Source organism: Bisbaumannia pacifica (assembly GCF_007989625.1).
In the GTDB taxonomy this organism is placed as follows: Bacteria; Pseudomonadota; Gammaproteobacteria; order Pseudomonadales; family Halomonadaceae; genus Bisbaumannia; species Bisbaumannia pacifica.
This window is the reverse complement of the sequence record NZ_BJUK01000026.1, coordinates 18449-42468: the sequence shown is the minus strand read 5'-3', so window position 1 is coordinate 42468 and position 24020 is coordinate 18449. Positions and strand designations below refer to the sequence as shown.

At 68.1% G+C, this 24020-nt stretch carries 20 protein-coding genes; 6 read left to right on the top strand and 14 right to left on the bottom strand.

The window, feature by feature from the left end; genetic code table 11:
* Window positions 1-79: 79 nt before the first annotated feature.
* The gene (locus HPA02_RS11790; RefSeq protein WP_146803396.1) at window positions 80-1381 is read right to left on the bottom strand and encodes an OmpP1/FadL family transporter; all 1302 of its coding nucleotides are present in this window, start codon (window positions 1379-1381) and stop codon (window positions 80-82) included.
* Window positions 1382-1671: 290 nt separating this feature from the next.
* Here HPA02_RS11790 and HPA02_RS11785 point away from each other — a divergent pair, with 290 nt between their 5' ends.
* Complete coding sequence (locus HPA02_RS11785; RefSeq protein WP_146803395.1) at window positions 1672-2124, top strand: MerR family transcriptional regulator; 453 nt, start codon at window positions 1672-1674, stop codon at window positions 2122-2124.
* Entirely contained in the window at window positions 2121-4673 is a 2553-nt protein-coding gene (locus HPA02_RS11780; RefSeq protein ID WP_244945918.1) for a heavy metal translocating P-type ATPase, read from the top strand. Before HPA02_RS11785 ends, HPA02_RS11780 begins: the two co-directional genes overlap by 4 nt.
* Window positions 4674-4733: 60 nt before the next feature.
* Here the strand turns inward: HPA02_RS11780 and HPA02_RS11775 are convergent, their stop codons facing one another.
* The 10 genes from HPA02_RS11775 to ffh all read right to left on the bottom strand — a co-directional run bounded on the left by HPA02_RS11775 (window position 4734) and on the right by ffh (window position 14943).
* The gene (locus HPA02_RS11775) at window positions 4734-6551 is read right to left on the bottom strand and encodes a single-stranded-DNA-specific exonuclease RecJ (RefSeq protein WP_244945917.1); all 1818 of its coding nucleotides are present in this window, start codon (window positions 6549-6551) and stop codon (window positions 4734-4736) included.
* 74 nt (window positions 6552-6625) lie between these two features.
* Window positions 6626-8014, bottom strand: a complete 1389-nt coding sequence (gene thrC, locus HPA02_RS11770; protein ID WP_146803394.1) for a threonine synthase — start codon at window positions 8012-8014, stop codon at window positions 6626-6628.
* Between the two features lie 62 nt (window positions 8015-8076).
* The gene (locus tag HPA02_RS11765) at window positions 8077-9393 is read right to left on the bottom strand and encodes a homoserine dehydrogenase (protein WP_146803393.1); all 1317 of its coding nucleotides are present in this window, start codon (window positions 9391-9393) and stop codon (window positions 8077-8079) included.
* 114 nt (window positions 9394-9507) lie between these two features.
* Window positions 9508-10239 carry a DsbC family protein gene (locus HPA02_RS11760; RefSeq protein ID WP_146803392.1) on the bottom strand — a complete coding sequence of 244 codons (732 nt, stop codon included), beginning with the start codon at window positions 10237-10239 and terminating at the stop codon, window positions 9508-9510.
* Between the two features lie 2 nt (window positions 10240-10241).
* Entirely contained in the window at window positions 10242-11132 is an 891-nt protein-coding gene (gene xerD, locus HPA02_RS11755) for a site-specific tyrosine recombinase XerD (RefSeq protein WP_146803391.1), read from the bottom strand.
* Window positions 11133-11227: 95 nt separating this feature from the next.
* Entirely contained in the window at window positions 11228-11584 is a 357-nt protein-coding gene (gene rplS / locus HPA02_RS11750; protein WP_146803390.1) for a 50S ribosomal protein L19, read from the bottom strand.
* A 109-nt stretch (window positions 11585-11693) separates the two neighbouring features.
* Window positions 11694-12479, bottom strand: coding sequence for a tRNA (guanosine(37)-N1)-methyltransferase TrmD (gene trmD / locus HPA02_RS11745; RefSeq protein ID WP_146803389.1), 786 nt, complete (start codon window positions 12477-12479; stop codon window positions 11694-11696).
* Window positions 12480-12537: 58 nt separating this feature from the next.
* On the bottom strand, window positions 12538-13071 hold the full coding sequence (gene rimM, locus HPA02_RS11740) for a ribosome maturation factor RimM (protein ID WP_146803388.1): 534 nt from the start codon (window positions 13069-13071) through the stop codon (window positions 12538-12540).
* 26 nt (window positions 13072-13097) lie between these two features.
* A complete protein-coding gene (rpsP, locus tag HPA02_RS11735; protein ID WP_146803387.1) occupies window positions 13098-13352 on the bottom strand; it encodes a 30S ribosomal protein S16 in 255 nt (84 codons plus the stop codon).
* A 190-nt stretch (window positions 13353-13542) separates the two neighbouring features.
* Window positions 13543-14943, bottom strand: coding sequence for a signal recognition particle protein (gene ffh, locus HPA02_RS11730; protein WP_146803386.1), 1401 nt, complete (start codon window positions 14941-14943; stop codon window positions 13543-13545).
* A gap of 171 nt (window positions 14944-15114) precedes the next feature.
* On the opposite strand from ffh, the gene HPA02_RS11725 reads away from it, so the two are divergent.
* Both HPA02_RS11725 and HPA02_RS11720 read left to right on the top strand, forming a co-directional pair.
* Entirely contained in the window at window positions 15115-15915 is an 801-nt protein-coding gene (locus HPA02_RS11725) for a cytochrome C assembly family protein (protein ID WP_146803406.1), read from the top strand.
* A gap of 69 nt (window positions 15916-15984) precedes the next feature.
* Window positions 15985-17268 (top strand): HlyC/CorC family transporter, encoded by a 1284-nt coding sequence (locus HPA02_RS11720; protein ID WP_146803385.1) that lies wholly within the window; start codon window positions 15985-15987, stop codon window positions 17266-17268.
* Between the two features lie 80 nt (window positions 17269-17348).
* Here HPA02_RS11720 and HPA02_RS11715 read toward each other — a convergent pair whose 3' ends face one another.
* Genes HPA02_RS11715 through HPA02_RS11705 form a run of 3 tightly spaced genes read right to left on the bottom strand, consistent with a single transcriptional unit; the run spans window position 17349 to window position 20263 of the window.
* Entirely contained in the window at window positions 17349-18902 is a 1554-nt protein-coding gene (locus tag HPA02_RS11715) for a 2-isopropylmalate synthase (RefSeq protein WP_146803384.1), read from the bottom strand.
* 60 nt (window positions 18903-18962) lie between these two features.
* Window positions 18963-19640, bottom strand: coding sequence for a 1-acyl-sn-glycerol-3-phosphate acyltransferase (locus HPA02_RS11710; RefSeq protein ID WP_244945916.1), 678 nt, complete (start codon window positions 19638-19640; stop codon window positions 18963-18965).
* 5 nt (window positions 19641-19645) lie between these two features.
* Entirely contained in the window at window positions 19646-20263 is a 618-nt protein-coding gene (locus HPA02_RS11705) for a TetR/AcrR family transcriptional regulator (protein WP_146803382.1), read from the bottom strand.
* Window positions 20264-20422: 159 nt separating this feature from the next.
* Between HPA02_RS11705 and HPA02_RS11700 the strand changes: the two genes are divergently transcribed.
* Window positions 20423-21112 carry an SOS response-associated peptidase gene (locus HPA02_RS11700; RefSeq protein ID WP_146803381.1) on the top strand — a complete coding sequence of 230 codons (690 nt, stop codon included), beginning with the start codon at window positions 20423-20425 and terminating at the stop codon, window positions 21110-21112.
* On the top strand, window positions 21109-23964 hold the full coding sequence (locus HPA02_RS11695) for an insulinase family protein (RefSeq protein WP_244945915.1): 2856 nt from the start codon (window positions 21109-21111) through the stop codon (window positions 23962-23964). Before HPA02_RS11700 ends, HPA02_RS11695 begins: the two co-directional genes overlap by 4 nt.
* The last annotated feature ends 56 nt before the right edge of the window (window positions 23965-24020 follow it).

The window sequence follows — 24020 nt, the reverse complement described above, 5'->3', positions numbered from 1 at the left end:
CGGGCCGCATCCGCCACGACGCCCCCAAACGCCAGGAGCCCGGCCGGGGCCGGGCTCCTGAGTCGTCTGGTGACGAAACTTAGAAGCGGTAGGTCAGCTGGGCACCGAAACCATGGGCCTCGTTTTTGTAGTCGGCGGTGTAGGTCGCCCCGCCGAGGCCGTTGTAAAGGTCATCCCGGGACTGGCTGACTCGGGTACTCCGCTCGGTGAGATAGGAGTAGGCGAAGTCCAGGGTCAGATCCTCGATAGGCGTCCAGCCGGCGCCGATGGAGAAGATCCGCCGATCGTCCGAGGGAATCCGCACGCTGCGGTGTTGATCGCTGGTGGGCGTATTATCCAGGCTCACCCCGGCTCGCAGCGCCAGTTGCGGATTCAGCTGGTACTCGCCCCCCACGGCGAAGGCCCAGGCATTGGAGTAGCCCTGGGTCTCCTGGGTGATCTGCTGACCCTGGCTGCCGGTAACCAGGATCTGTTCGAAACGGCTCCAACGGGTCCAGGAGGCACCGAACATCAGCGTCAGGCGGTCCGACATCTGCTGGGTCAGGGAGAAGTTGACGGTCTCCGGGGTGGTCAGATCCAGGCTGGCATCGTCGGCGCGGACCACGTTACCGGCGGGATCGAAGGCCCGGAAGTCGCCGGTCAGGGTGTAATCCACCTTGGAGCGATAGGTCAGGCCCAGGGTGGTCTCCGGCACCGGCTGATAGATCACCCCCAGGTTATAGCCCCAGCCATCGTCGTCGCCCTCGACCCGCGAGTCGATATCGGCGGAGGGGTCGAAGGGCTGGGCGGGATTACCCGGCACCCGACGCCGTAGCTCCCCATCCACCCGGTTATAGGCAATCCCGGCGCCGACCGACCACTGGTCGTTGATGCGATAGGAGAGGGTCGGCTGGGCACTGACCACCCTCACCTCGGTATAGTCACCGAAGTAGCGCCCCTGAAAGCCCTCCTCATACTCGGTCATGGAGCCGAAGGGCGCATAGACGCCGAAGCCGAAGGCCAGGCGCTCGTTAAGCGGCTGGGCATAGAAGGCGAAGGGTACCAACTTGCCGGGCACCATATCGCCCTCGCTGGTGCCGGGCGTCGGCCCGGTACTCATGCCCCCCAGGTTCCCTTCGGCCTCGAGGACCGTGATGTCGCTACTGACATCGAGATAGGTACCGCCGGCACTAATCTGGGCCCGGTCCAGGAAGGACATGCCCGCCGGGTTGCCGAAGACGATGGTGGCGTCATGGACGTTGGAGCTACGCCCGGCGTGGCCATAGCCCTGGCCACTGACGCTCTGTTCGTTGATCTGGTAACCGCCGGCACTGGCCTGGCCGGCGAAGGTGGCGGCGGCGATGGCCACGGCCCAGGAGAGCTTGTTGAACTTGTTCTGCATGATCACGACATCCTTTTCAGGGGTGAGCTGTGCGTTGTTATAAACCCGCGCCGGCGGGCGATGACGTGCCCCCAGTGTTGGCGCAACCCTGGGGGCAGATCAAGGCCAAACGTTCGTTTTAATGCAATATTTGCTAATACTTTGGTCGCACGATCGTTTGACTCCCTGAACTTTCAAACACTTGCCGAGTCGCCACCGGGCACCTCGCCCTATCCCGGCAAGCGCTGCTTGACCTAGGTGTTACTCATAGGTTCTACACTCCCGGTAACCATCGACCCGCGAGAGACGCCATGAAAGTGATCGAACTGGCCCGGGCCGCCGGGGTCACCGGCGAGACCGTGCGCCACTATACCCGCGAGGGTCTGCTACACCCCTCCCGCGATCCGGATAACGGCTACCAGCGCTACGCCCATCGGGACCTGGAGCGGCTGCGCTTTGTTCAGCGCGCCCGCACCCTGGGCTTCAGCGTCGCCGAGATTCGCGACATCCTCGCCCATGCCGACCAGGGCGACTCCCCCTGCCCCCTGGTCCGCGACCTGCTGGCCAGCCGCCTGCCGGAGATCCGCGCCCGTATCCATGAGCTCGAGGCGCTGGCCGCCCGCATGGAGCAGGCGCTGTCGGCCTGGAAAGCGATGCCCGACGGCACCCCCGATGGCCATAGCCTGTGCCGCCTGATCGAGAGCTTCCCCGAACCGTTGGGCGTCGCCTCGCACGATGCCGAGTCCCAGGAGGAGACACCATGAACGCCCAGACATCACTGCAGCGCAGCGTCCCCGGCATGAGCTGCCAGGGCTGCGTCAAACGCATGCGCGAGGCGATTCAGGCCCGGGACCCCGAGGCCGAGGTGATGGGCGAGCCCGCCGAGAAGCGCCTCACCGTCACCTCCTCGCTGGATGGCGAGACCCTCGACGCCATCCTCGCCCAGGCCGGCTATCCGACCGGCGAGATCGCCCACGCCAGCGAGGCGCCCGATACCGCGACCGCCGATGAGGCCCCGTCGGCGGCGGAGCACGCCACCACCCGGCGGCTGGCGATCAGTGGCATGACCTGCGCCAGCTGCGTGAAGAGCGTGCAACAGGCCCTGGAGCGCACCCCGGGCGTGGCCACCGCCAGCGTCAACTTCGGCACCCGTACCGCCCAGGTCCATGGCAGCGCCGACGCCGAGGCACTGATCCGGGCGGTGCGCTCGGCGGGCTACGAAGCCGAGCCGATCGTCGACCTGCGCCAGGCCGAGGCCACCCGCGCCGAACAGGACGCCAAGGAGTATCGCCGCCGCCTGCACGGCAGCTTCTGGTCGCTGGCGCTGGCGGTGCCGCTGATGGCCAGCATGTTCTTCTTCCACCCCCACCCGGTGGGTCCGGGGCGGCTCTTCTGGCTGGTAATCGGGCTGCTGACGCTGGCGGTGATGGCCGGCCCCGGCCGCCACTTCTTTATCAACGCCTGGAAGAACTTCCGTCATCACCAGGCCAATATGGACACCCTGATCGCCATGGGCACCGGCACCGCCTGGGGCTACTCCATGGCGGTGGTGGCCTTCGCCCCCTGGCTACCGGAAGTGGCCCAGGGCATCTACTTCGAGGCCTCGGCCATGGTGATCGGCCTGGTGCTGCTGGGCAATGCCCTGGAGCTGCGCGCCCGGGGCCGCACCAGCGAGGCCCTCAAGCGCCTGCTCGATCTGCAGAGCCGCACCGCCCGGGTGATCCGCGACGGCGAGGAACGGGAGGTGGAGATCGACGCGGTGCGCCAGGGGGACCACATCCGTGTGCGCCCCGGCGAGCGTCTGCCGGTGGACGGCGTGGTGGTGGAGGGCACCAGCCATGTCGACGAGTCGATGCTCACCGGCGAGCCGCTTCCGGTGGCCAAGGGCGTGGATGACGAGGTCAGTGCCGGCACCGTCAACGGCAAGGGCGGACTGGTCTACGAGGCGACCCGGGTCGGCGCCGATACTCGCCTGGGCCAGATCACCGAACAGGTGGCCAGCGCCCAGAACTCCCGCCCGCCCATCGGCGCCCTGGCCGACCGCATCTCCAGCATCTTCGTGCCCTCGGTGATGATCATCGCCGTGCTGACTGCCCTGGCCTGGTTCAACGTCGGCGCCGAGCCGCGGGTCATTCATATGCTGGTCACCGCGACCACGGTACTGATCATCGCCTGCCCCTGCGCCCTGGGCCTGGCCACGCCCATCTCCACCATGGTCGGAGTGGGCAAGGCCGCCGAGCAGGGGGTGCTGGTCAGAAACGGCGAGGCCCTGCAGACCGCCAGCCGGCTCACCACCCTGGTGGTGGACAAGACCGGCACCCTCACCGAGGGCAAGCCACGGGTGACCGAGGCCCATCTGTTCTCTGCCGGGGGAGGCGATGACGACGAGGCGCGGCTACTGGGCCTGGTCGCGGGCCTGGAGCGGGGCTCCGAGCACCCCCTGGCCAGCGCCCTGGTGAGCTACTGTGAAGCGCGGGCCGGTGACACGGCCGCCGAGGTCCGCGATTTCACGAGTGTGACCGGTGGCGGTGTCCGAGCCAGCGATGGCGACGGCCACGCGCTTCTGCTGGGCAATGCCCGCCTGCTGGAGGAGGCCGGCGTCGACCTGGGCGATGCCGCCGAGCGGGCCAGCCAGTGGGAAAAGCAGGCCCGCACCGTGGTCTATCTGGCCGTGGGCGGTGAACTGGCCGCACTCTTCGGCATCAGCGACCCGCTACGCCACGATACCGCCACGGCGGTAAGGCGCCTGCAGGCGGATGGCCTGCGGGTGGTGATGCTGACCGGCGACAACCGACACACCGCCGCCGCCATCGCCGCCGAGCTGGGTATCGACGACTTCCAGGCCGGCCTGCTGCCCGAGGACAAGCACGCCGAGATCGAGCGTCGCCAGCAGGCCGGCGAGGTGGTGGGCATGGTCGGCGACGGCATCAACGACGCCCCCGCCCTGGCCCGGGCCGACGTGGGCTTCGCCATCGGCCAGGGCACCGACGTGGCCATCGAGAGCGCTGGCATCACCCTGATGCGCGGCTCCCTGCACGGCGTCGCTGCGGCCATCGAGATCAGCCGGGCGACCCTCACCAATATCAAGCAGAACCTGGTGGGCGCCTTCGGCTACAACGCCCTGTGCATTCCCATCGCCGCGGGGGTGCTCTACCCCCTGACCGGCATGCTGCTGTCGCCGATGATCGCCGGCGCCGCCATGTCGCTCTCGTCCATCACCGTGGTGGGCAACGCCAACCGCCTGCGCCTGCTCAAGCTCGGCGCTCCGAGCGACCATCCCACCGACACGACTCCGCGGGAGGCAACCCCATGACTTGGTTAATCAATCTAGCGGGCCTGGCGCTGATCGCCGCCATCGCCTGGTGGTTCTGGCTTAGCTGACCCGGGCGCTCAGCGGCTCGGCGTGCTCCACCATCAGCTGCAGCGATTCGCGCCCCTTCCAGCGGTTGCGGTTGAGCTTGTAGGCACAGCGCAGGCGATCGCCCAGGCCGAAGGCGGGCAGCTCGCCGGGGGTCAGGGCACGGAACCAGATCGCCCGACGACTCATGCGACCCAGCGAGAGCTCCATCATCAGGTGGCTACCGTCGGCGCCCACCGGGCGCAGCGACTCCACCAGGAAATCCCCTTCGAAGAGTGGTGCCTCGAACTCCCGACCATAGGGCCCCAGGGCCTCGAGGGTCTCCAGGGTGGTGAGGCTGAGCTGCTCGGGCGACAACTCCCCGTCGGTCAGCACCCTGGGATAGAGTTCGGCGCCGCCGAGCTGCTCCGCCACCGCCGTCAGCACGGCCCTGCGGAAGGCATCCAGCCGCTCCCGAGGCACCCCCACCCCGGCGGCGCCACGGTGGCCGCCGAAGCGCGGTAGCGCCTCCGGGGCCAGCTCATGGGCGCGTTGCAGGGCATCGCGCAGGTGCAACCCCTCGATGGAGCGCCCGGAGCCGGTCAGCATGCCCGGGGCCGCGGCGGGGGTCAGCACCAGGGTCGGCCGCCCATAGGCCTGCACCAGCCGCGAGGCGACGATGCCCTGCACCCCCGCATGGCCCTGCTCCAGGAAGATCACCAGGGCCGGGGCATCCTCGGCCAGCGGCGCCCGGGCCAGGGCCTTGGCCTGCTCGGTCATCTCCGCCTCGATCGCCTTGCGCGACTGGTTGTCCTGATCGAGGGTCTCCAGGTGCCGCGCCGCGGTGGCGTCATCGGCGGCCAGCATAAAGTGCAGGGCCGCATAGGGGTCGTCGAGCCGCGAGCGGGCATTGATGCGCGGGCCCATCTGGAAGGCCAGGGTCTCGGCGTCGAAGGGCAGGCTGTCGGGCCCCAGGCGCGCCGCCATGGTGCGCCAGCAGGCGGCCTCCAGGCGGTTGATCAGGATCAGGCCATGGCTAACCACGGCGCGATTGGCGGGACTGCCGCCCAGCGACACGCAGTCCGCCACCGTGCCCAGCGCGACGTAGGAGAGCCAGGGGGAGAGCTTGGGGGTGGCCTCGGGCAACACGCCCCAGTCGATCAGTACGCCGCGGGTCAGCGACATGGTCAGCCAGGCGACCATGCAGCCGGCGATGGTCGGGTCCGGGTAGTCGCAGTCGTCCCGGGTGGGGTTGACGGTGGCATAGGCCGAGGCCGGCGGGCCCTCCTGGGGCAGGGCGTGGTGGTCGGTGACCACCACCTCGACCCCCTCGGCGGCCAGGCGGGCGATGCGCGGTTCATCCGAGCTGCCGCAGTCGGCGGTGATCACCAGGCTGGGCCGCGGCGCGAGCGAGAGGGTGCGCTCCACCAGCGGCAGGCTGATGCCGTAGCCGTCATGGATCCGGTGACCAATCAGGCTATGCAGCTTGGCCTCGGGCACCCCGAACAGCTCGTGCAGGGTTCGGCGAATTACCACATGGGAGGTGATGCCGTCCACGTCGTAGTCGGTAAGGATGCCGATATGCTCGCCCTCGGCCACCGCCTGGGCGATGCGCTCGGCGGCGCGGCGGCCGTCGGCCAGCCGTTCGGGATGCGCCAGGTGGCGCAGGCTGGGCGAGATCAGTGGCGCCAGCTCGCCGCGGTAGTCGTCGAGGCGCCCGGCGAGGATTCGCGCCTGGAGCTCCGAGAGGCCCTCCTGCTGGGCCCGGGCATATAGGGCCTGGTTCAAGGGGCGCGGCTGAATCCGCGGCCGTAGCCGCTCCTGCAGATCCACGGCGTGGGGCTGACTGTCCACTTCGCTTCCTCGATATCGATTCGATACGACAACGCCCGGCGAACCGGGCGTTGTCTTGGCACCTGGCACCGGTGTCAGCGGCGATTCTCGGCGACGAATTGCTGTACCGCGGAAAGCTCCGCCGGCAGCACCGTGTAGCGCTCCTCGCGCTCCAGCAGGTCGTCCATATGCGGCGGTAGCGGCACGCCGGGGAAGCCCGCCTTGACCACCGCCTCGGCGAACTTGGCCGGATGCGCGGTGGCCAGGGTGATCATCGGCACGCTCTCGTCGCACCGCTCACGCTCGGCGGCGCGATAACCGGTGGCGGTGTGCGGGTCGAGGATCTCCTGGGTGCGGTGATGCGCCTCGCGGATCACCTCGAGGATGGTGGCGTCATCGACGCTATGGCTGGCGAAGCGTTCACGAAGACGCGATAGCGGCGCCTCGGCGAGCGCCGCGGGTTCCGCCTGGAAGCGCTCCAGCAGCTCGGCCACGGCGGCGCCATCGCGATCATAGGCCTCGAACAGCAGTCGCTCGAAGTTGGAGGAGACGACGATATCCATGGAGGGCGCCAGGGTCGCGACCAGCTCCTTCTTGGAGAAGTCGTTGTCGGCCAGGGTGCGGTGGAGGATATCGTTGGCGTTGGTGGCGATCACGAAGCGCTCCACCGGCAGGCCCATGCGGTAGGCCATAAAGCCGGCGAAGACGTTGCCGAAGTTGGCCGAGGGCACGCAGAAGCTCACCTTGCGGTGGGGGGCGCCCAGGGCCACGCCGGCGGCCACGTAGTAGACGATCTGGGCCATGATCCGCGCCCAGTTGATGGAGTTGACCGCCACCAGCCGGGTGCCGTCGAGGAAGCCCTGGTCGGCGAAGCTCGCCTTGACCATCGCCTGGGCGTCATCGAAGTTGCCCTCGATGGCGATATTGAAGACGTTGTCCGCCAGCACCGAGGTCATCTGGCGACGCTGCACCTCGGAGACCCGGTTATGCGGGTGGAGGATAAAGATGTCGAGGTTGTCGCAGTGGCGGCAGCCCTCGATGGCCGCGGAGCCGGTATCGCCGGAGGTGGCGCCCATGATGACCGCCCGCTCGCCGCGCTTCTTCAGGAAGTAATCGAGGATACGCCCGAGCAGCTGCAGGGCCACGTCCTTGAAGGCCAGCGTCGGGCCGTGGAAGAGCTCGAGCAGGAAGTGATTGGCATCGAGCTGATTGAGCGGCACCACGGCGTCGTGACTGAAGGTGGCGTAGGCCTCGGTGACCAGGCGACGGAAGGTCTCGTCGTCGATCTCGCCGTTGACGAAGGGCTTCATCACCCGGAAGGCGATCTCGGCGTAGGAGAGCCCGGCCATCTCGGCCAGCGCCTCGCGGGAGAACTGCGGCACGGTCTCGGGCACATAGAGGCCGCCATCGCTGGCCAGGCCGGTAAGCACCACGTCCTCGAAGGAGAGCGCGGGCGAGCGCCCGCGGGTACTGATATAGCGCATGATTCGGTTCCCTTGCCGCCATGGCCCTGGCCATGGCGGTCTCTATCCAGCGAAAGCTCGAGTTATTCGTGTTCGTCGAGGGATTCCACGCGGATCCGCGTTACCGGCCCGGCGATATCGGCCATGGACTCGATCTGGCGAATCGCCTCGTTCATCTGCTGCTCGCGGGTGCGGTGGGTCAGCAGGATGATCGGCACCAGCTCGCCTTCGGTGGCCTCTTTCTGGATCAGCGCCTCGATGGAGATGCCCTGCTCGGAGAGGATGGTCGCCACCCGGGCCAGCACGCCGGGGCGATCCACCGCCAGCAGCCGCAGGTAGTAGGCGGTGCTGATCTCCTCCATGGGCAGGATCGGCAGCTGGCTGACGTCCTCGTCGATGCCGCTGAAGGCCAGGTAGGGCACCCGGTAGTGATGGGCGGTGGTGATATCCCGGGCCACGTCGAGCAGGTCGGCCACCACCGCGGAGGCGGTGGGCTCGGCGCCGGCGCCGGCGCCATAGTAGAGGGTCGGACCCACGGCGTCGCCCATCACGGCGATGGCGTTCTTGACGCCGTGCACATTGGCCAGCAGGCGCTCCTTGGGAATCAGCGTCGGGTGGACCCGCAGCTCCAGGCCCTGCTCGGTGCGCTTGGAGATGCCCAAGTGCTTGATGATATAGCCCAGGTTATCGGCCTGCTCCACGTCCTCGGCGGTGACCCGGGAGATGCCCTCGGTGTAGGCCTTCTCGAACTGCAGCGGCACGCCGTAGGCGATGGAGGCGAGGATGGTCAGCTTGTGGGCGGCATCGATGCCTTCCACGTCGAAGGTGGGATCGGCCTCGGCGTAGCCCAGCGCCTGGGCCTCGGCGAGGACGTCCTCGAAGGCCCGGCCCTCATCGCGCATATGGGTGAGGATATAGTTGCCGGTGCCGTTGATGATGCCGGCGACCCACTCGATGCGGTTGGCGCCCAGGCCCTCGCGCAGCGACTTGATCACCGGGATGCCGCCGGCCACGGCGGCCTCGAAGGCGACGATCACCCCCTTCTCGTGGGCGGCCTGGAAGATCTCGTTGCCGTGCACGGCGATCAGCGCCTTGTTGGCGGTGACCACGTGCTTGCCGTGTTCGATGGCGGTGAGCACCAGCTCGCGGGCGATGTCGTAGCCGCCGATCAGCTCCACCAGCACGTCCACCTCGGGGTTACGGGCCACCTCGAAGACATCGGCGGTGGTCTTGACGCCGGTGGTGTCGCAGTCCGGGTTGTCGCGACGCATCGCCACCTGTTCGATCACGATGGGCCGCCCGGCCCGCCGGGCGATCTCGTCGGCATTGCGCGTCAGGACATTGAAGGTACCGCCACCGACGGTACCCAGGCCACAGATTCCCACTCTCACCGGTTTCAACGTGATATCCCCTTGCTCTAGTGTTCGGTGTCCGCCCGGGTCGTCGGGCGGCGGTCCAGCGGTGGCGGTTCCGGCCGGGCCTGCGCCCGCCACTCGTCATCGTCTTGCGTCTGTTCAGTCGTCGAGGCCCAGCATGGTGACCAGGCGCTCGGCGGGCACATAGCCCGGCACCAGGCGCCCGTCGGGCAGCACGATGGCCGGCGTGCCCTGGACGCCGAGCTCCATCCCCAGATGATACTGGGCCTCGACCGGATTGTCGCAGTCCGCGGGCCCTTCCAGGGGCTCCCCGCCCTTGACCCGGCTCATCGCCTCACTGGGATTGGCGTCACACCACACCTGCTGCAGCTCTCGAGCGCCTTGAGCGCCCATGCCGCCTCGCGGGAAGGCCAGATAGTGTACCTCGATTCCCCGCTCATTGAGCGCCGGCACTTCCTCGTGGAGACGCACACAGTAGGGGCAGGTGGTATCGGTGAAGACGCTGACCACGGCGCGACTCTCGGCACCACGGAAGATCACCCGCTCGGCCTCGGGGATCATCGCCAGGCGCTCGGCGCGCTCGGCGTTGCGGGCCTGTTCGGTGAGGTTGACCAGCCCCTGGTCGGCGTTCTCGTAGAGGTCCCCCACCAGGAAGAAGCGCCCGCTGCTGTCGCTGTAGAAGGTCTCGCCGTTGTCCAGGCGCACCTCGAAGAATCCTTCCAGGGGGGTCGCGGTCACGCTCTCCACCGGCATCGACTCGCCGCGCACGCTCAGGCGCTCGGCCAGCTCGGCGGCGGGGTCGGCCAGGACCGGGGCGGACAGGGTGGCGGCCAGCAGGCCAGCCAGGAGGGCTCGTGACGCTCGTTGCATGTTCAGCCTCGCGGGTGATGTTCGACATGCAGCAGTTCCAGGCGAGCCTGGGCCACATGGGTATAGATCTGGGTCGTCGACAGGTCGCTATGACCCAGCAACAGCTGTACGACACGCAAATTGGCCCCATGATTCAACAGATGGGTGGCGAAGGCGTGGCGCAGGGTATGCGGCGACAGGGGCCGCGAGATGCCGGCGGTGCGCGCATGGGCCTTGATGCGATGCCAGAAGGCCTGACGGGTCAGGCAGGCATCGCCGCGCCCGGGAAAGAGCGCCGGCCGGGTGGGGTCCTGCATCATCGCCCCCCGGCCGCCGCGCAGGTAACGCTCGAGCCAGGCGATGCCCTCCTCGCCCAGGGGCACCAGGCGCTCCTTGTCGCCCTTGCCCAGCACCCGCACCACGCCCTGGCGCAGGTTGACGCTGGCCAGGCTCAGGTTGACCAGCTCCGAGACTCGCAGGCCGCAGCCGTAGAGCACCTCCAGCATGGCGCGATCGCGCAGCCCCAGGGGAGTATCGGTGTCCGGCGCCGCCAGCAACCGCTCCACTTCGGCCTCGTCGAGGGTGTTCGGCAGGTTGGGGCGCACCTTGGGCAGGCGTACCCCGGCCAGGGGGTCGGCACTCAGTCGCTCGGTCATCAGCGCCCAGCGGTAGAAGCGCCTCAGGCTGGACAGCAAGCGAGCATTGGAGCGCAGCCGGTAACCCGCCGCGCGCCGCGCCGCCAGCCACTCGGGCAGGGTCTCGGCGCCGGGAGCCAGCAGGCAGGCGCCCCGCTCGGCCAGGCAGGCCGCCCAGGCGCCGAGATCGCGGCGATAGGCGGCCAGGGTGTGCTCACTGGCGCCCTGCTCGAGCCACAGGGCGTCGAGGAAGGCGTCGATCAGGGCGGCATCGGACATCGGCGGGCCTCAAATGCAGGGAAACCCCGCCCCGCGCGAGCGGTGACGGGGTTTCCCGGCGACCTCGGCGGTGCCGGGTCGCGGCCTGGCCCGACTTAGGCCAGCTTTTCCTTGATACGGGCAGACTTGCCGCTGCGCTCGCGGAGGTAGTACAGCTTGGCCTGGCGCACGTCGCCGCGACGCTTGACGCTGATGGAGTCGACCAGCGGGCTGTAGGTCTGGAAGGTCCGCTCGACGCCGACACCGTGGGAGATCTTGCGCACGGTGAAGGCGGAGTTCAGACCGCGGCTACGCTTGCCGATCACCACGCCTTCGAAGGCCTGCAGACGCTCGCGGTTACCTTCCTTGACCTTGACCTGGACGATCACGGTATCGCCGGGGGCGAAGGCCGGAATTTCCTTGCTCATCTGCTCGTTTTCGATCGCCTGGATCACCTTGTTCTTGCTGCTCATTGCTAGCTCCTCAATCTCTCTATCGCCACCCGGGGGTGGCCGTGATCCCGACGCTCGGCGTAGGCACGCGGACGCGGGAATCGGATGTGTGACGCGAGTCTGCCCTGGCTTATGGGGCCTCGGGGGTGGCTCGCACCGCCGCCTGACTGGCGTATTCGTCGATAAATTCATCGAGCAGTTGTCGCTGCTCTCGGCTCAATTCGCGACCCTCGAGAAGGTCGGGGCGCCTGAGCCAGGTGCGTCCCAGGGACTGCTTGAGGCGCCAGCGACGAATGGCACCATGATTGCCGCTCAGCAGTACCTCCGGTACCGCCCGCCCGTCGATCTCCTCGGGGCGCGTATAGTGGGGGCAATCCAGCAGTCCCTCGTTGAAGGAGTCCTCCACCGCCGAGTCCTGGTGTCCCAGCACTCCCGGTACCAGCCGGGCGGCGGCATCGATCAGCACCATGGCGGGCAGCTCGCCGCCGCTCAACACATAGTCGCCGATGGACCACTCTTCATCGATGTCGGCCTCGACGATGCGCTCGTCGATGCCCTCGTAACGGCCGGCCACCACGATCAGGGGCCCCGCCGCGGCCAGTTCCTGGACACCGCGCTGATCCAGAGGTCGCCCCTGGGGCGACAGGTAGATCACGCGGGCCGGCTGGCCCTGTGTCGCTTCGGCCTCGGCGCGCGCGGCATGAATCGCCTGACGCAGCGTCTCGACCTTCATCAGCATGCCCGGCCCGCCCCCATAGGGGCGATCATCCACCTTGCGGTGCTTGTCGGTGGCAAAGTCCCGGGGATTCCAGAATTCCAGTTCCAGCAACCCTTGCTTGACCGCTCGACCGGTCACGCCATAGCGGCTGATCGCGTCGAACATCTCCGGGAACAGCGAGACAACACCTATCCACACGGCAATTCATTCCAGGCATCGGCCCCGGGGGTTCCGCCTCGGGCGGTAGACCCTAGGGTCAAAAATCGGGATCCCAGGCCACCGTCATGCGGCCGGCATCGAGATCCACGTCGAGTATCACCTCGTCGGGCAAAAAGGGCAGCAGCCGCTCCTTGCCGTCGGCGGCACCGCGCACGACCATGACGTCGTTGGCGCCGGTCTCGAACAGATAGGCCACACGCCCCAGGGCTTGCCCCTCGGCGGTCACCACCTCGAGCCCTTCCAGTTGGTGCCAGTAATACTCGTCCGCGGGCAGCTTTGGCAGCGCCGACTTGGGCAGCAGGATCTCTGCCCCGGCCAGCCGCTCGGCGGCGTCGCGGTCGTTCACCCCATCGAGGCTCGCGACCAGTCCCTTGCCGTGGCGACGCCCCTGAGTCAGGCGGTACTTCGCCACCCGACCGTCGAGACGTACCCACCACTCGGGGTAGTCGAGAATGCCCTCCATGGGGCTGGTGTAGGAGTACACCTTGAGCCACCCCTTGACCCCGTAGGAGCTGGTCAGCTTGCCCAATACCACGTGCTGAGCATCGGGGCTGTCCTGGGGAGAGGTCATGGCGGTTTCCTGCACCGGGCTCACGATCAGGCGCTGGCCTGCTTGCGAGCTTCCTTGATCAGCTCGGCGACGCGCTCGGAGAGCTGGGCACCCTGATCCTGCCAGTGGGTGACACGCTCCAGGTCGACGCGCAGACGCTCTTCCTGGCCACGGGCCACCGGGTTGAAGAAGCCGACGCGCTCCAGGAAACGACCGTCGCGGGATTTGCGAGAGTCGGTCACGGTCAGGTGATAGAAGGGACGCTTCTTGGCGCCACCACGTGCCAGACGAATGGTAACCATGGCGTTAAACAGTCCTTCGGTTGGATTGCTGAAATTTGGAGTCTTCAGGGCGTGAGCGGACTCACGACCCAGTCATGAAGACGCGACATTCTACGGAAAGCGGCACCGTTTGGGAACCTTTTTCCTTGACAGCCCGCCGCCCCATCTGGGATGGGCCGGCGTCGGACGCGAGGATCCGCGGCGTCTCGGCCTAGCGCCAGGGGAAGCCGCCGGGGCCACCCATGCCGCCGGGGCCACCCGGACCACCGCCGCCCATCATGCCGGACATGCCGCGCATCATCTTCTGCATGCCGCCCTTCTTGCCCGCCTTCTTCATCATCTTCTGCATCTGCTTGTGCTGCTTGAGCAGGCGATTGAGGTCGGGCACCTGCAGGCCGGCACCGCTGGCGATACGCCGCTTGCGGGAGCCATTGATGATCTCCGGCTTGCGGCGCTCCTGGGGGGTCATGGAGTTGATCAGCGCCTCGAGCTTGCCCAGCTCCTTCTCGGGTCCGGGGCCCTGGGCCATCTCGGCCATCTGTCCCATGCCCGGCAGCTTGCCGAGCAGGCCGCCCATGCCGCCCATCTTCTTGAGCTGCTGGAGCTGGTCGCGGAAGTCTTCCAGGTCGAAGCCTTCGCCCTTCTTGACCTTCTTGGCCAGCTTGGCGGCCTTGCCCTTGTCGACGGTGCGCTCGGCCTCCTCGATCAGCGACAGGACGTCGCCCATGCCGAGGATACGCGAGGCCACCCGGTCCGGATGGAAGGGCTCCAGGGCATCGGTCTTCTCCCCCATGCCCATGAACTTGATCGGCTTGCCGGTGATATGACGCACCGAGAGGGCCGCCCCGCCGCGGGCGTCGCCGTCGGCCTTGGTAAGGATCACCCCGGTCAGCGGCAACGCCTCGTGGAAGGCCTTGGCGGTATTGGCGGCATCCTGGCCGGTCATGGCATCGACCACGAACAGCGTTTCCTGAGGCGTCACCGCCCGATGCAGCGCCTGGATCTCGTCCATCATGTCGGCATCGACATGCAGGCGACCGGCGGTATCGACGATCACCACGTCATGGAACTGGATCTTGGCGTGCTTGATGGCCGCCTCGGCGATGGCCACCGGCCGCTGGTCGCTGGAGGAGGGGAAGAAGTCGACCTGGACCTCGCCGGCCAGGGTCTCCAACTGGTCGATGGCCGCGGGACGATAGACGTCGGCGGAGACCACCAGCACCTTCTTCTTCTCGCGCTCTCTGAGGTAGCGGGCCAGTTTGGCCACGGAGGTGGTCTTGCCCGCCCCCTGCAGGCCGGCCATCAGGATCACCGCCGGCGAGCCCTTGAGGCTGAGGCCATCGAAGGCCTCGCCCATGACCGCCTCCAGCTCCTGCTGGACGATCTTGACGAACTGCTGCCCCGGCGACAGGCTCTTGGAGACTTCCTGCCCCACGGCACGCTGGCGCACCGCATCGATAAAGGCCTTGACCACCGGCAGGGCGACATCGGCCTCCAGCAGCGCCCGGCGCACCTCGCGCAGGGTTTCCTTGATATTGTCCTCGGTCAGTTTGGCCTGACCGCTGATGGACCTCAGCGTCCGCGATAGACGCTCCGATAGACTCTCGAACATGGGCCTCTCCGGCAACGATGCCTTGGCGTTTGGCGCGATTATACGCCTTGATGGCTCCGGTCTCCATGCATGGCTGGGCGGCGCCCCGGGGCTTCGGTATAGTAGCCCCAGGATTGCGGCCACTTTTTCATCGCACTTCGCCGCCCCGGGCGGCCCATGGACAGCAACGCTATGCAGGCGCTTCCCTTTGCCCTAATCGCCATCATCCTCTACTGCGGCGCCGCCTCCTGGCAGGCGCTGGCGCTGACGCGGCGCGTCCCCCAGCGCCCGCCCCTGGTGTTGGCCCTGGGCGGCCTGGCCGTGGTCTGTCATCTGCTGGTACTCGGCGCCCTGGTCGGCGGCAACGAGCCGCTGAGCCTGGGCCTCGGCACCACCGCCACCGCGGCCGGCGCCCTGATCGCCGCCCTGCTGCTGGCGATCAGCCTCTTCAAGCCGGTGCTCAACGTGGCGGTGGGCCTCTTCCCGCTGGCCGCCATGACTCTGGTGCTGGCGGTGGGCCTACCCGGCTCACCCCGCGGCGATGGCCTGACGCCGGGCATCGCCCTGCATGTGGTGAGCTCCGCCCTGGCCTTCGCCGTGCTGGCCATCGCCGCCGTCCAGGCGATCCTGCTGGGGGTGCAGAACCAGGCCCTGCGACATCACCATATCCGTGGCGTGGTTCAGGCCCTGCCCCCCCTGACCACCATGGAGCGGGTGCTCTTCGAACTGGTCTGGGCCGGGGTCGGCCTGCTGACCCTGGCCATCCTCAGCGGCTTCCTGTTCCTCGACAACCTCTTCGCCCAGCACCTGGCCCACAAGACGCTGCTCTCCCTGGCCGCCTGGGTGATCTTCTCGATCCTGCTGGCCGGCCACCACTGGCTGGGCTGGCGGGGCCTCAAGGCGGTGCGCTGGACCCTGGGCGGCTGCGCCCTGCTGCTGCTGGCCTATTTCGGCAGCAAGTTCGCCCTGGAAGTGATCTTCCAGGGGGCCTAAGCCGCCTTGACAGGCCGAGCACTCCTTCTCTACAAACGTGCCTGATACGCCATAAAGGACCCTTCCATCTTGAGCGACGACTTCCCTCTGGGATTGCTGTTCGGCCTGCTGGCAGTGCTGATCCTGCTGTCGGCCTTCTTCTCGAGTTCCGAGACCGGCATGATGTCCATCAACCGCTACCGGCTGAGCCATCGTGCCAACGGTGGCGAGCGCCGGGCCCAGCGGGTGCTGCGCCTGCTGGCCCGCCCGGATCGCCTGATCGGCGTGATCTTGATCGGCAACAACCTGGTAAACAACCTGGCCGCCGCCATCGCCACCGTGCTGGCGATCCACTTCTTCGGCGAGGTGAGCGGGCCGGCCATTGCGCCCCTGGTGCTGACCATCGTCATCCTGATCTTCGCCGAGGTGACTCCCAAGACCTATGCGGCGATCAAGCCGGAACGCATCGCCTACCCGGCGTCGATGGCCCTGGAACCGCTGCTCAAGCTGCTCTATCCGCTGGTGTGGCTGACCAACGCCATCTCCAACGGCCTGTTGCGCCTGGCCGGCGTCAAGCAGATCGATGGCGGCACCGACAACCTGACCCGTGACGAGCTGCGCACCATCGTCCACGAGGCGGGCACCCTGATTCCCCAGCGCCACCAGGCCATGCTGCTGTCGATCCTCGACCTGGAGAACGTCACCGTCAACGACATCATGGTGCCCCGCCACGAGATCGTGGGTATCGACCTGGAGGATGACCTGGAGAGCATCCTCGCCCAGATTCGCACCAGCCAGCACACCCGCATCCCGGTCTACAAGGGCGATATCAACAACATCATCGGCATGCTGCATCTGCGCAACGCGGCACGTTTCCTGGCCAAGGCGGAGGTCACCAAGGCGGCCATCGTCCAGGAGGCCCGGGAGCCCTACTTCATTCCCGAGTCCACTCCACTGCACACTCAGCTGCTCAACTTCCAGAAGCAGAAGCGGCGTATCGGCATCGTGGTGGACGAGTATGGTGACGTGGAGGGCCTGGTGACCCTGGAGGATATCCTCGAGGAGATCGTCGGCGAGTTCACCACCGACGTGGCGGGGATGCACCAGGAGATCCACCTCCAGGACGATGGCAGCTACCTGATCGAGGGCACCGCCAATATCCGCGAGATCAACAAGTCGCTGGGCTGGCAGCTGCCCACCGACGGCCCCAAGACCCTCAACGGCCTGATCCTCGAGCACCTGGAGTCCTTCCCCGACGGCCCCGCCTGTCTGCAGGTGGGCACCACCCGCATGGAGATCCTTCAGGTCAGGGACAAGCTGATCACCTCGGCGCGTTGCTGGCAGCACGCCCGGCGCCCGGCCCGCCGCCGCTGAGCCATATCCTCCATAAAGAAAACGCCGACGGCGCCCCTCGGGGCGCCGTCGGCGTTTCTGCGTCTGCTCGGCGAGCGGCCTCAGGGGCCTTCATGAACGCCTTGGGGGTGAGTGCGCGCGCCGCGGCTGGCCAGCGCATTCAGGGCATTGATATAGGCCTTGGCGGAGGCGATGACGATATCGGTGTCCGCGCCCAGGCCGTTGACGATGCGTCCGCCCTTCTGCAGGCGTACCGTGACCTCGCCCTGGGAGTCGGTGCCGCTGGTAATGGCGTTCACCGAGTAGAGTTCCAGCTCCGCCTGGCTGTCGGCGATCTGCTCGATGGCCTTGAAGACCGCATCCACCGGCCCGCTGCCCTGGGCCTCGACGCGACGCTCCTCGCCGTCGTGGCCGAGCACGACCCGGGCCAGGGGCGTCTCGCCGGTCTTGGAGGTGACTTCCATGGCCACCAGGCGGAAACGCTCGGCCCGGGCCGCGGCACGAGTATCGGTGACCAGGGCCTGGAGGTCCTCGTCATAGATCTCGTGCTTCTTGTCGGCGAGCTGCTTGAAGAGGGCGAAGGCGTCGTTGAGCTCTGCCTCGGAGGCGAACTGAATGCCCAGCTCATCGAGCCGCGAGCGGAAGGCGTTACGCCCGGAGTGCTTGCCCAGCACGATGGCGTTGGTGTGCCAGCCAACGTCCTCGGCACGCATGATCTCGTAGGTCTCGCGGTGCTTGAGCACCCCGTCCTGATGGATTCCCGACTCGTGGGCGAAGGCGTTCTTGCCGACGATGGCCTTGTTGGGCTGCACCGGGAAGCCGGTGACGGTGGAGACCAGCCGCGAGGTGGGCACGATATGGGTGGCGTCGATGCGGGTCTCCACGTCGAGGATATCCTGGCGGGTGCGTACCGCCATGACGATCTCCTCCAGGGAGGCATTGCCGGCCCGCTCGCCCAGGCCATTGATGGTGCACTCCACCTGGCGGGCGCCGGCATTTACCGCGGCCAGGGAGTTGGCCACCGCCAGCCCCAGGTCGTTATGGCAGTGCACCGAGAAGACCGCCTTGTCGCTGTTGGGCACCCGGCGGATCAGCTCTCCCACCATCTCGCCGAAGGGCACCGGCAGGGCATAACCCACGGTATCGGGGATATTGATGGTGGAGGCGCCGGCCTCGATGGCCGCCTCGACGATGCGGCACAGGAAGTCCAGCTCGGAGCGCCCGGCGTCCTCGCAGGAGAACTCCACGTCGTCGCACAGGCCGCGGGCCTTCTGCACCGCCGCCACGGCACGCTCCACCACCTGCTCCGGGCTCATCTGCAGCTTGTACTGCATATGAATGGGGCTGGTGGCGATAAAGGTATGAATGCGCCCCTGGGCGGCGCCGGCCAGGGCCTCGCCGGCGGCCTCGATATCGCGATCCAGGGCCCGGGCCAGGGAACAGACGCGGCTACCGGTGACACTCTCGGCCACCGCCTTCACCGCCTCGAAGTCGCCGGGACTGGCGGCGGCGAAACCCGCCTCGATGACGTCGACGCGCAGCTTCTCCAGCATCAGGGCGATGCGCACCTTCTCGTCGCGGGTCATGGAGGCGCCCGGCGACTGCTCGCCATCGCGCAGGGTAGTGTCGAAAATGATCAGCGGCTGCTTGCTCATGGAAGGGCTCTCATCGGGGTCCAGCGGCGGAATCCCGTCGCCCGGCCAGGGCGCGGGAACTCAGTGTTTTCTAAGGGTAGCCGAGGTCGGCGCCGGGCCCCAGGCCTCGGCGTCGGCCTTGAGCTCACGCACCTCGATCTCGAGGCGTGCCAGGCTGGCCTCCCGCGGTGCCAGGGGCGCCCCGAAATGCAGCCCGACCCGGGCACGGAAGCGGCGCGGACGCTTGGTCAGGGCGCGACCGCCCTGGTGGGAAGTCCAGGAGCCCCAGAGCCCGGCCAGGCCGGCGGGCACCACCGGCACTGGGTTGCGCGTCAGGATATGCTCCAGGCCTCGCCGAAAGGCGTGGATCTCGCCATCCGGCGTTAACCGCCCCTCGGGGAAGAGCATCACCACTTCGCCGTTATCCAGGGCACGGCGAACCTCTTCCAGGGCACGGCGCACGCTGCCCGGATCGCGACGCTCCGCCTCCACGGGAATCGCCCCCACCAGGCGGAACCACCAGTGGAGCCAGGGCGATTCATAGATGGGTCGATCCATCAGAAAACGCAGCGGCCGCGGGCTGGCGCCGCCGAGGATCAGGGCGTCGACGAAGCTGACATGATTGCAGACCACCAGGGCCGCGCCCCGGGCCGGCAGGTGCTCGCCCCCCTCGACGCGCAGTCGGTAGCAGAGTCGCACCAGGGCAAGGATCAGGTAACGCGCCAGGCCGAGGCAGGGCCCCCGTAGGGGATGAAACACGCGACTCACGGGGCGTAGGGACCATGGCGCAGGCCGGCGAGGATGGTGACCAGCAGCTGCTCCAGCAGCTCGGTGACCTCCAGGGGCTGGCCCTGCCAGACGCCGAGGCGCTCATTGAGCCCCAACTGCACCAGGCCGTGCACGCTGCCCCAGAGGGTGCGCGCCATGCGCCGCGCCTCCAGGTCACTGAGGCCCGGCTGATAGGCCTTGAGGCCGGTCTCCACGCGCAGGAAGAGGGCCTCGATCATGTCGCTCTGGCGCCGATCCAGCTCGCCCTCCTGGGCCAGCGGGTAGTCGAACAGCAACTGCCAGCGGTAGGGCTCATGGCGCGCGAAGCGCCAGTAGGCCAGGGCCAGGGTGCGTAGCTGAGAGGCCAGGGTCTCGTTGGTATCCGCCGGCACCATGGCCTCCTTGAGCCGTGCCAGGGTCTCGAGATTGACGTGCTGCAGCAGGTTATTGAAGCTGCCATAGAGCTTGAGCAGGGTACTCGGCGCACACCCCACGTCGCGAGCCAGGGCGCGCAGCGACAGCTCATGCACCGGGCGCTCCTGCAGCCAGGCATCGCAGGCCGCCATCACCTGGGCATGCAACGCCTCGGGGGCATGCTGTCTGGGACGTGCCATGGGCTTCCTCGTCGCGATGGGTGGAAGTGCGGAATCGAACACTGTTTCCGACCAGCATATCGCTACCGGCCACAAACGCAAGCCCGACGCCGGCATGAGTGCTTTTCAGCCCCCGGCGAAGCCGCTACCCTTGAGGCCCTCCGCCGCTCAGGAGTCGCTATGGCAGGCCGCCTGCATATCGCCCCCATGGACCTGGAACGGCTGCTGCCGGACCTGCGCCTCGAGGCCACCCCGCTGACCAGCCCCAACCTGGCGCCGCGCCAGCCGCTGTCGATGGTACGCCTGGCCGCCGGCCGCCCGACCCTGGCCACCGCCTTCTGGGGGCTGACACCGCCCTGGCTCAAGGTGCTCGATCACGCCCCCCACTGTGCCCGGGCGGAGTCCCTGGAGACACGCCCCATGTTCCGCGAGGCCTTCGCCGCTCGCCGCTGCCTGATCCCGGCCAGCGGAATCTATGTGTGGAAGCCCCAGCCACGCATGAAGCAGCCCTTCCTGGTCACCCGGGCCGACCGTGGCCCGCTGTTGCTGGCCGGACTATGGTGCCGCTACCACACCAGCCTGACCGAGTTCGCCGACTCCTGTGCCCTGGTCACGGTGGCCACGCCGCCACTGCTGACGCCGCTCAGCGACCGCCTGCCGGCGCTGATCGACGCCTCTGCCGCTCGCCGGTGGCTCGATCCCGCCACGCCCCTGGAGCAGGCCCGCGCCCTGCTATCGCCGGCCCCCGGGGAACTGTTGGGCGCCTTTCCGGTATCTAGACGAGTGAATGATCCCAGGCACCAGGAGTGGGCCTGTGGCTATCCCACCGGCCCCATGCTGCGCGCGACCCCCGCCCAGGAGAACCCATGACCCTTTCGCCCCCTCTCGTTTCCCGGTCCCTGATGCTGCTGGCCACCCTCTGGCTCGCCGCCCTCGTCCCGGGACTGGCCCGAGCCGAAGCGCCCGGCGAGCCATCGGGAAGCGTCGAGACCACCAGGCCCCATACCAGCCCTCAGGATATCCGCGACTATCGGCTGCTGACCCTGAGCAACGGCCTGACCGCCCTGCTGGTACATGACCCCGAGGCGGACAAGGCCGCCGCCTCCATGAACGTCAGCGTGGGCAGCGCCGACGACCCCGAGGACCTGGCGGGCCTGGCCCACTTCCTCGAGCATATGCTCTTCCTGGGCACCGCGCCCTTCCCCGACGCAGACGCCTACCAGGGCTATATCAACCGTCATGGTGGCAGCCACAATGCCTTTACCGCCCCCCATGACACCAACTACTTCTTCGATATCGAGCCCGAGGCCCTGCCCGGCGCCCTGGACCGCTTCAGCCAGTTCTTTATCGCGCCGCTGTTCAATGCCGACCGCCTGGAAAGCGAGCGCAATATCGTCCACTCCGAGTATCAGGCGCGGATTCGCGACGAGGCACGCCGCGAGCAGGACGTGCTCAATCAATTCCTCAACCCCGCGCACCCCGGCACCGGCTTCTCGGTGGGCAGCCGCGAGACCCTGGCCGACCCCGCCGAAGGGGAGCCCAGCCTGCGGGCGCGGGTCATCGACTTCTATGAGCGCCACTACGATGCCAATGTGATGCACCTGGCGCTTATCGCGCCCCAGGACCTGGACACCCAGGAGGCCCTGGTGCGGGAACGCTTCGACGCCATCGTCGACCGCGACCTGGAGGCCCCCCGGGTCGCCACCCCTCTGGTCCTCGACGAGACGCTGCCCCTGGCGCTGGCGACCCGCTCGCTGCGCGACCGCCAGCAGGTCAGCTTCCTCTTCCCCATCCCCGACCCGAACCGCGATTATCCCTTCAAGCCGGTGGACTTCCTGGCCAACCTGCTGGGCCACGAGGGCGAAGGCAGCCTGCTGGCCGCGCTGCGCGAGGCGGGCCTGGCCGATGCCCTCGCCGCCGGCCTGACCCGCGATGACGGCGAGAACGCCCTCTTCGCGGTGACCGTCAGCCTGACGCCAGACGGCGCCGAGCGCCTCGACACCATCCAGGCCAGCCTGTTCGCCACCATCGCGCGACTCCGGGAAGCCGGCCCGCAGGCCTGGCGCTACGAGGAGCAAGCGCGCCTGGCGGAGCAGCGGTTCCGCTTTATCCAGCATGGCGAGCCGATTCACGGCGTGACTCGCCTGTCCATGAGCCTCGCCGACTACCCCGCGGAGGACGTGCTCTACGCCCCCTACCGCATGGGCGAATTCGCTGCCGAACGCCTGACGCCCTACCTGCAGGCCCTGACCCCGGAGCGGCTGATCCGCCTCTACAGCGGCCCGGAAGTGGAGGGCGAGTCGACCTCCCCCTGGTTCCAGGCCCCCTACCGGGCCGAGGCCCGGGTCGACTGGCCCGCGGCCGAGCCCCTGGACGGCCTGTCACTGCCCGAGCCCAACCCCTTTATCGCCCAGGACCTGAGCCTGCTGGGCGCCCAGGACGAGCGGCCCGAGCTGCGACTGGAGACCCCGGGAGCGCGACTCTGGCATCAGGCCCACGGCGGCTTCCGCACGCCCCAGGTGGAGTGGCGCCTCAGCCTTCAGCACCCCGGTGCCAGCGCATCGCCCCACCAGGCGGTGCTGAGCCAGTTGCTGGCGGGCTGGCTGAACGACAGCCTCAATGAAGCCTTCTATCCGGCGCGCCTGGCGGGGCAGCACTTCTCGGCCTATGCCCATGCCCGCGGCCTGACCCTGAGCTTCTCCGGCTGGCGAGATCGCCAGGCCCGGGTGATGGAGGAGGCCCTGGCGCAACTCACCGAGGGCGAGATCACCGCCGCGAGCCTGGCACGCGTCAAGCAGCGCCTGGCCAGGGAGTGGCGCAACGCTCCCCTGTCGGCCCTCTACCAGCAGGCCAATCGTACCCTGGGCGAGGCCCTGATCCGCCCCCAGTGGCCGACTGCCGACCTGCTGGAGGCGCTGGAACCCCTCGACCGCGAGGCCCTGCGCACCTACCGCCGCGAGTTCCTGGCGGCCCTGCATATCGAGGCCATGGCCATCGGCGACCTGGATGCCACCCTGGCCAGGCAGCAGGCCCTGGAGGTCTTCGAGGCCCTGGCACCGCGCCTCCCGGCCGATGCCATCGCCGACCTGACCCCCCTGGAGGCCGTCGACCTGCCGCCGCTTAGGCCCGACAGCCAGCGCCAGGAGTCGCTGCTGCTGCGCTACTTGCAGGGCCCCGACCGCACCCTGGCCAGCCAGGCGGAACTGGCGGTACTGGGTCAACTGCTGAGCACCCCCTTCTATACACGGCTGCGCACCGAGGAGCAGCTGGGCTATATCGTCAATGCCGGCTACCGGCCACTGCTGGATGCGCCGGGCATCGCCCTGCTGGTGCAATCCCCGGAGACCGGGAGCCAGGCCATCGGCGAGCACATCGACGCCTTCCTGGAGACCTTCGACGCCACTCTCGCGGAGCTGGACGACGCCACCCTGGCCCCCTACCGCCAGGCGGTACGCGACCAGCTGCTGGCCCGGGACACCTCCCTCGGCCAGCTCACCGACCGCCTGTGGCGCGGCCTGGCCCTGGGCGACGCGGCCTTCGATCGCCGCGAGCGGCTGGCCGCCGAGGTCATGGCGGTGGATGTCGGGCGGCTACGCCAGGCCTGGCGGACCCTGCGCCGCGAGCCCCCGGTGGACGTGGCCTTCGATCCCGGCGACGAGCCCAGCGACGTCCTGGCCCTGAGCCGAGACCTCCCCCCCCTGCCGCACCACGCCGACGAATAACCAGACACAAAAAAACGCCCGGCCCGGGAGCTCTCCCGACCGGGCCTTTCTGGTAG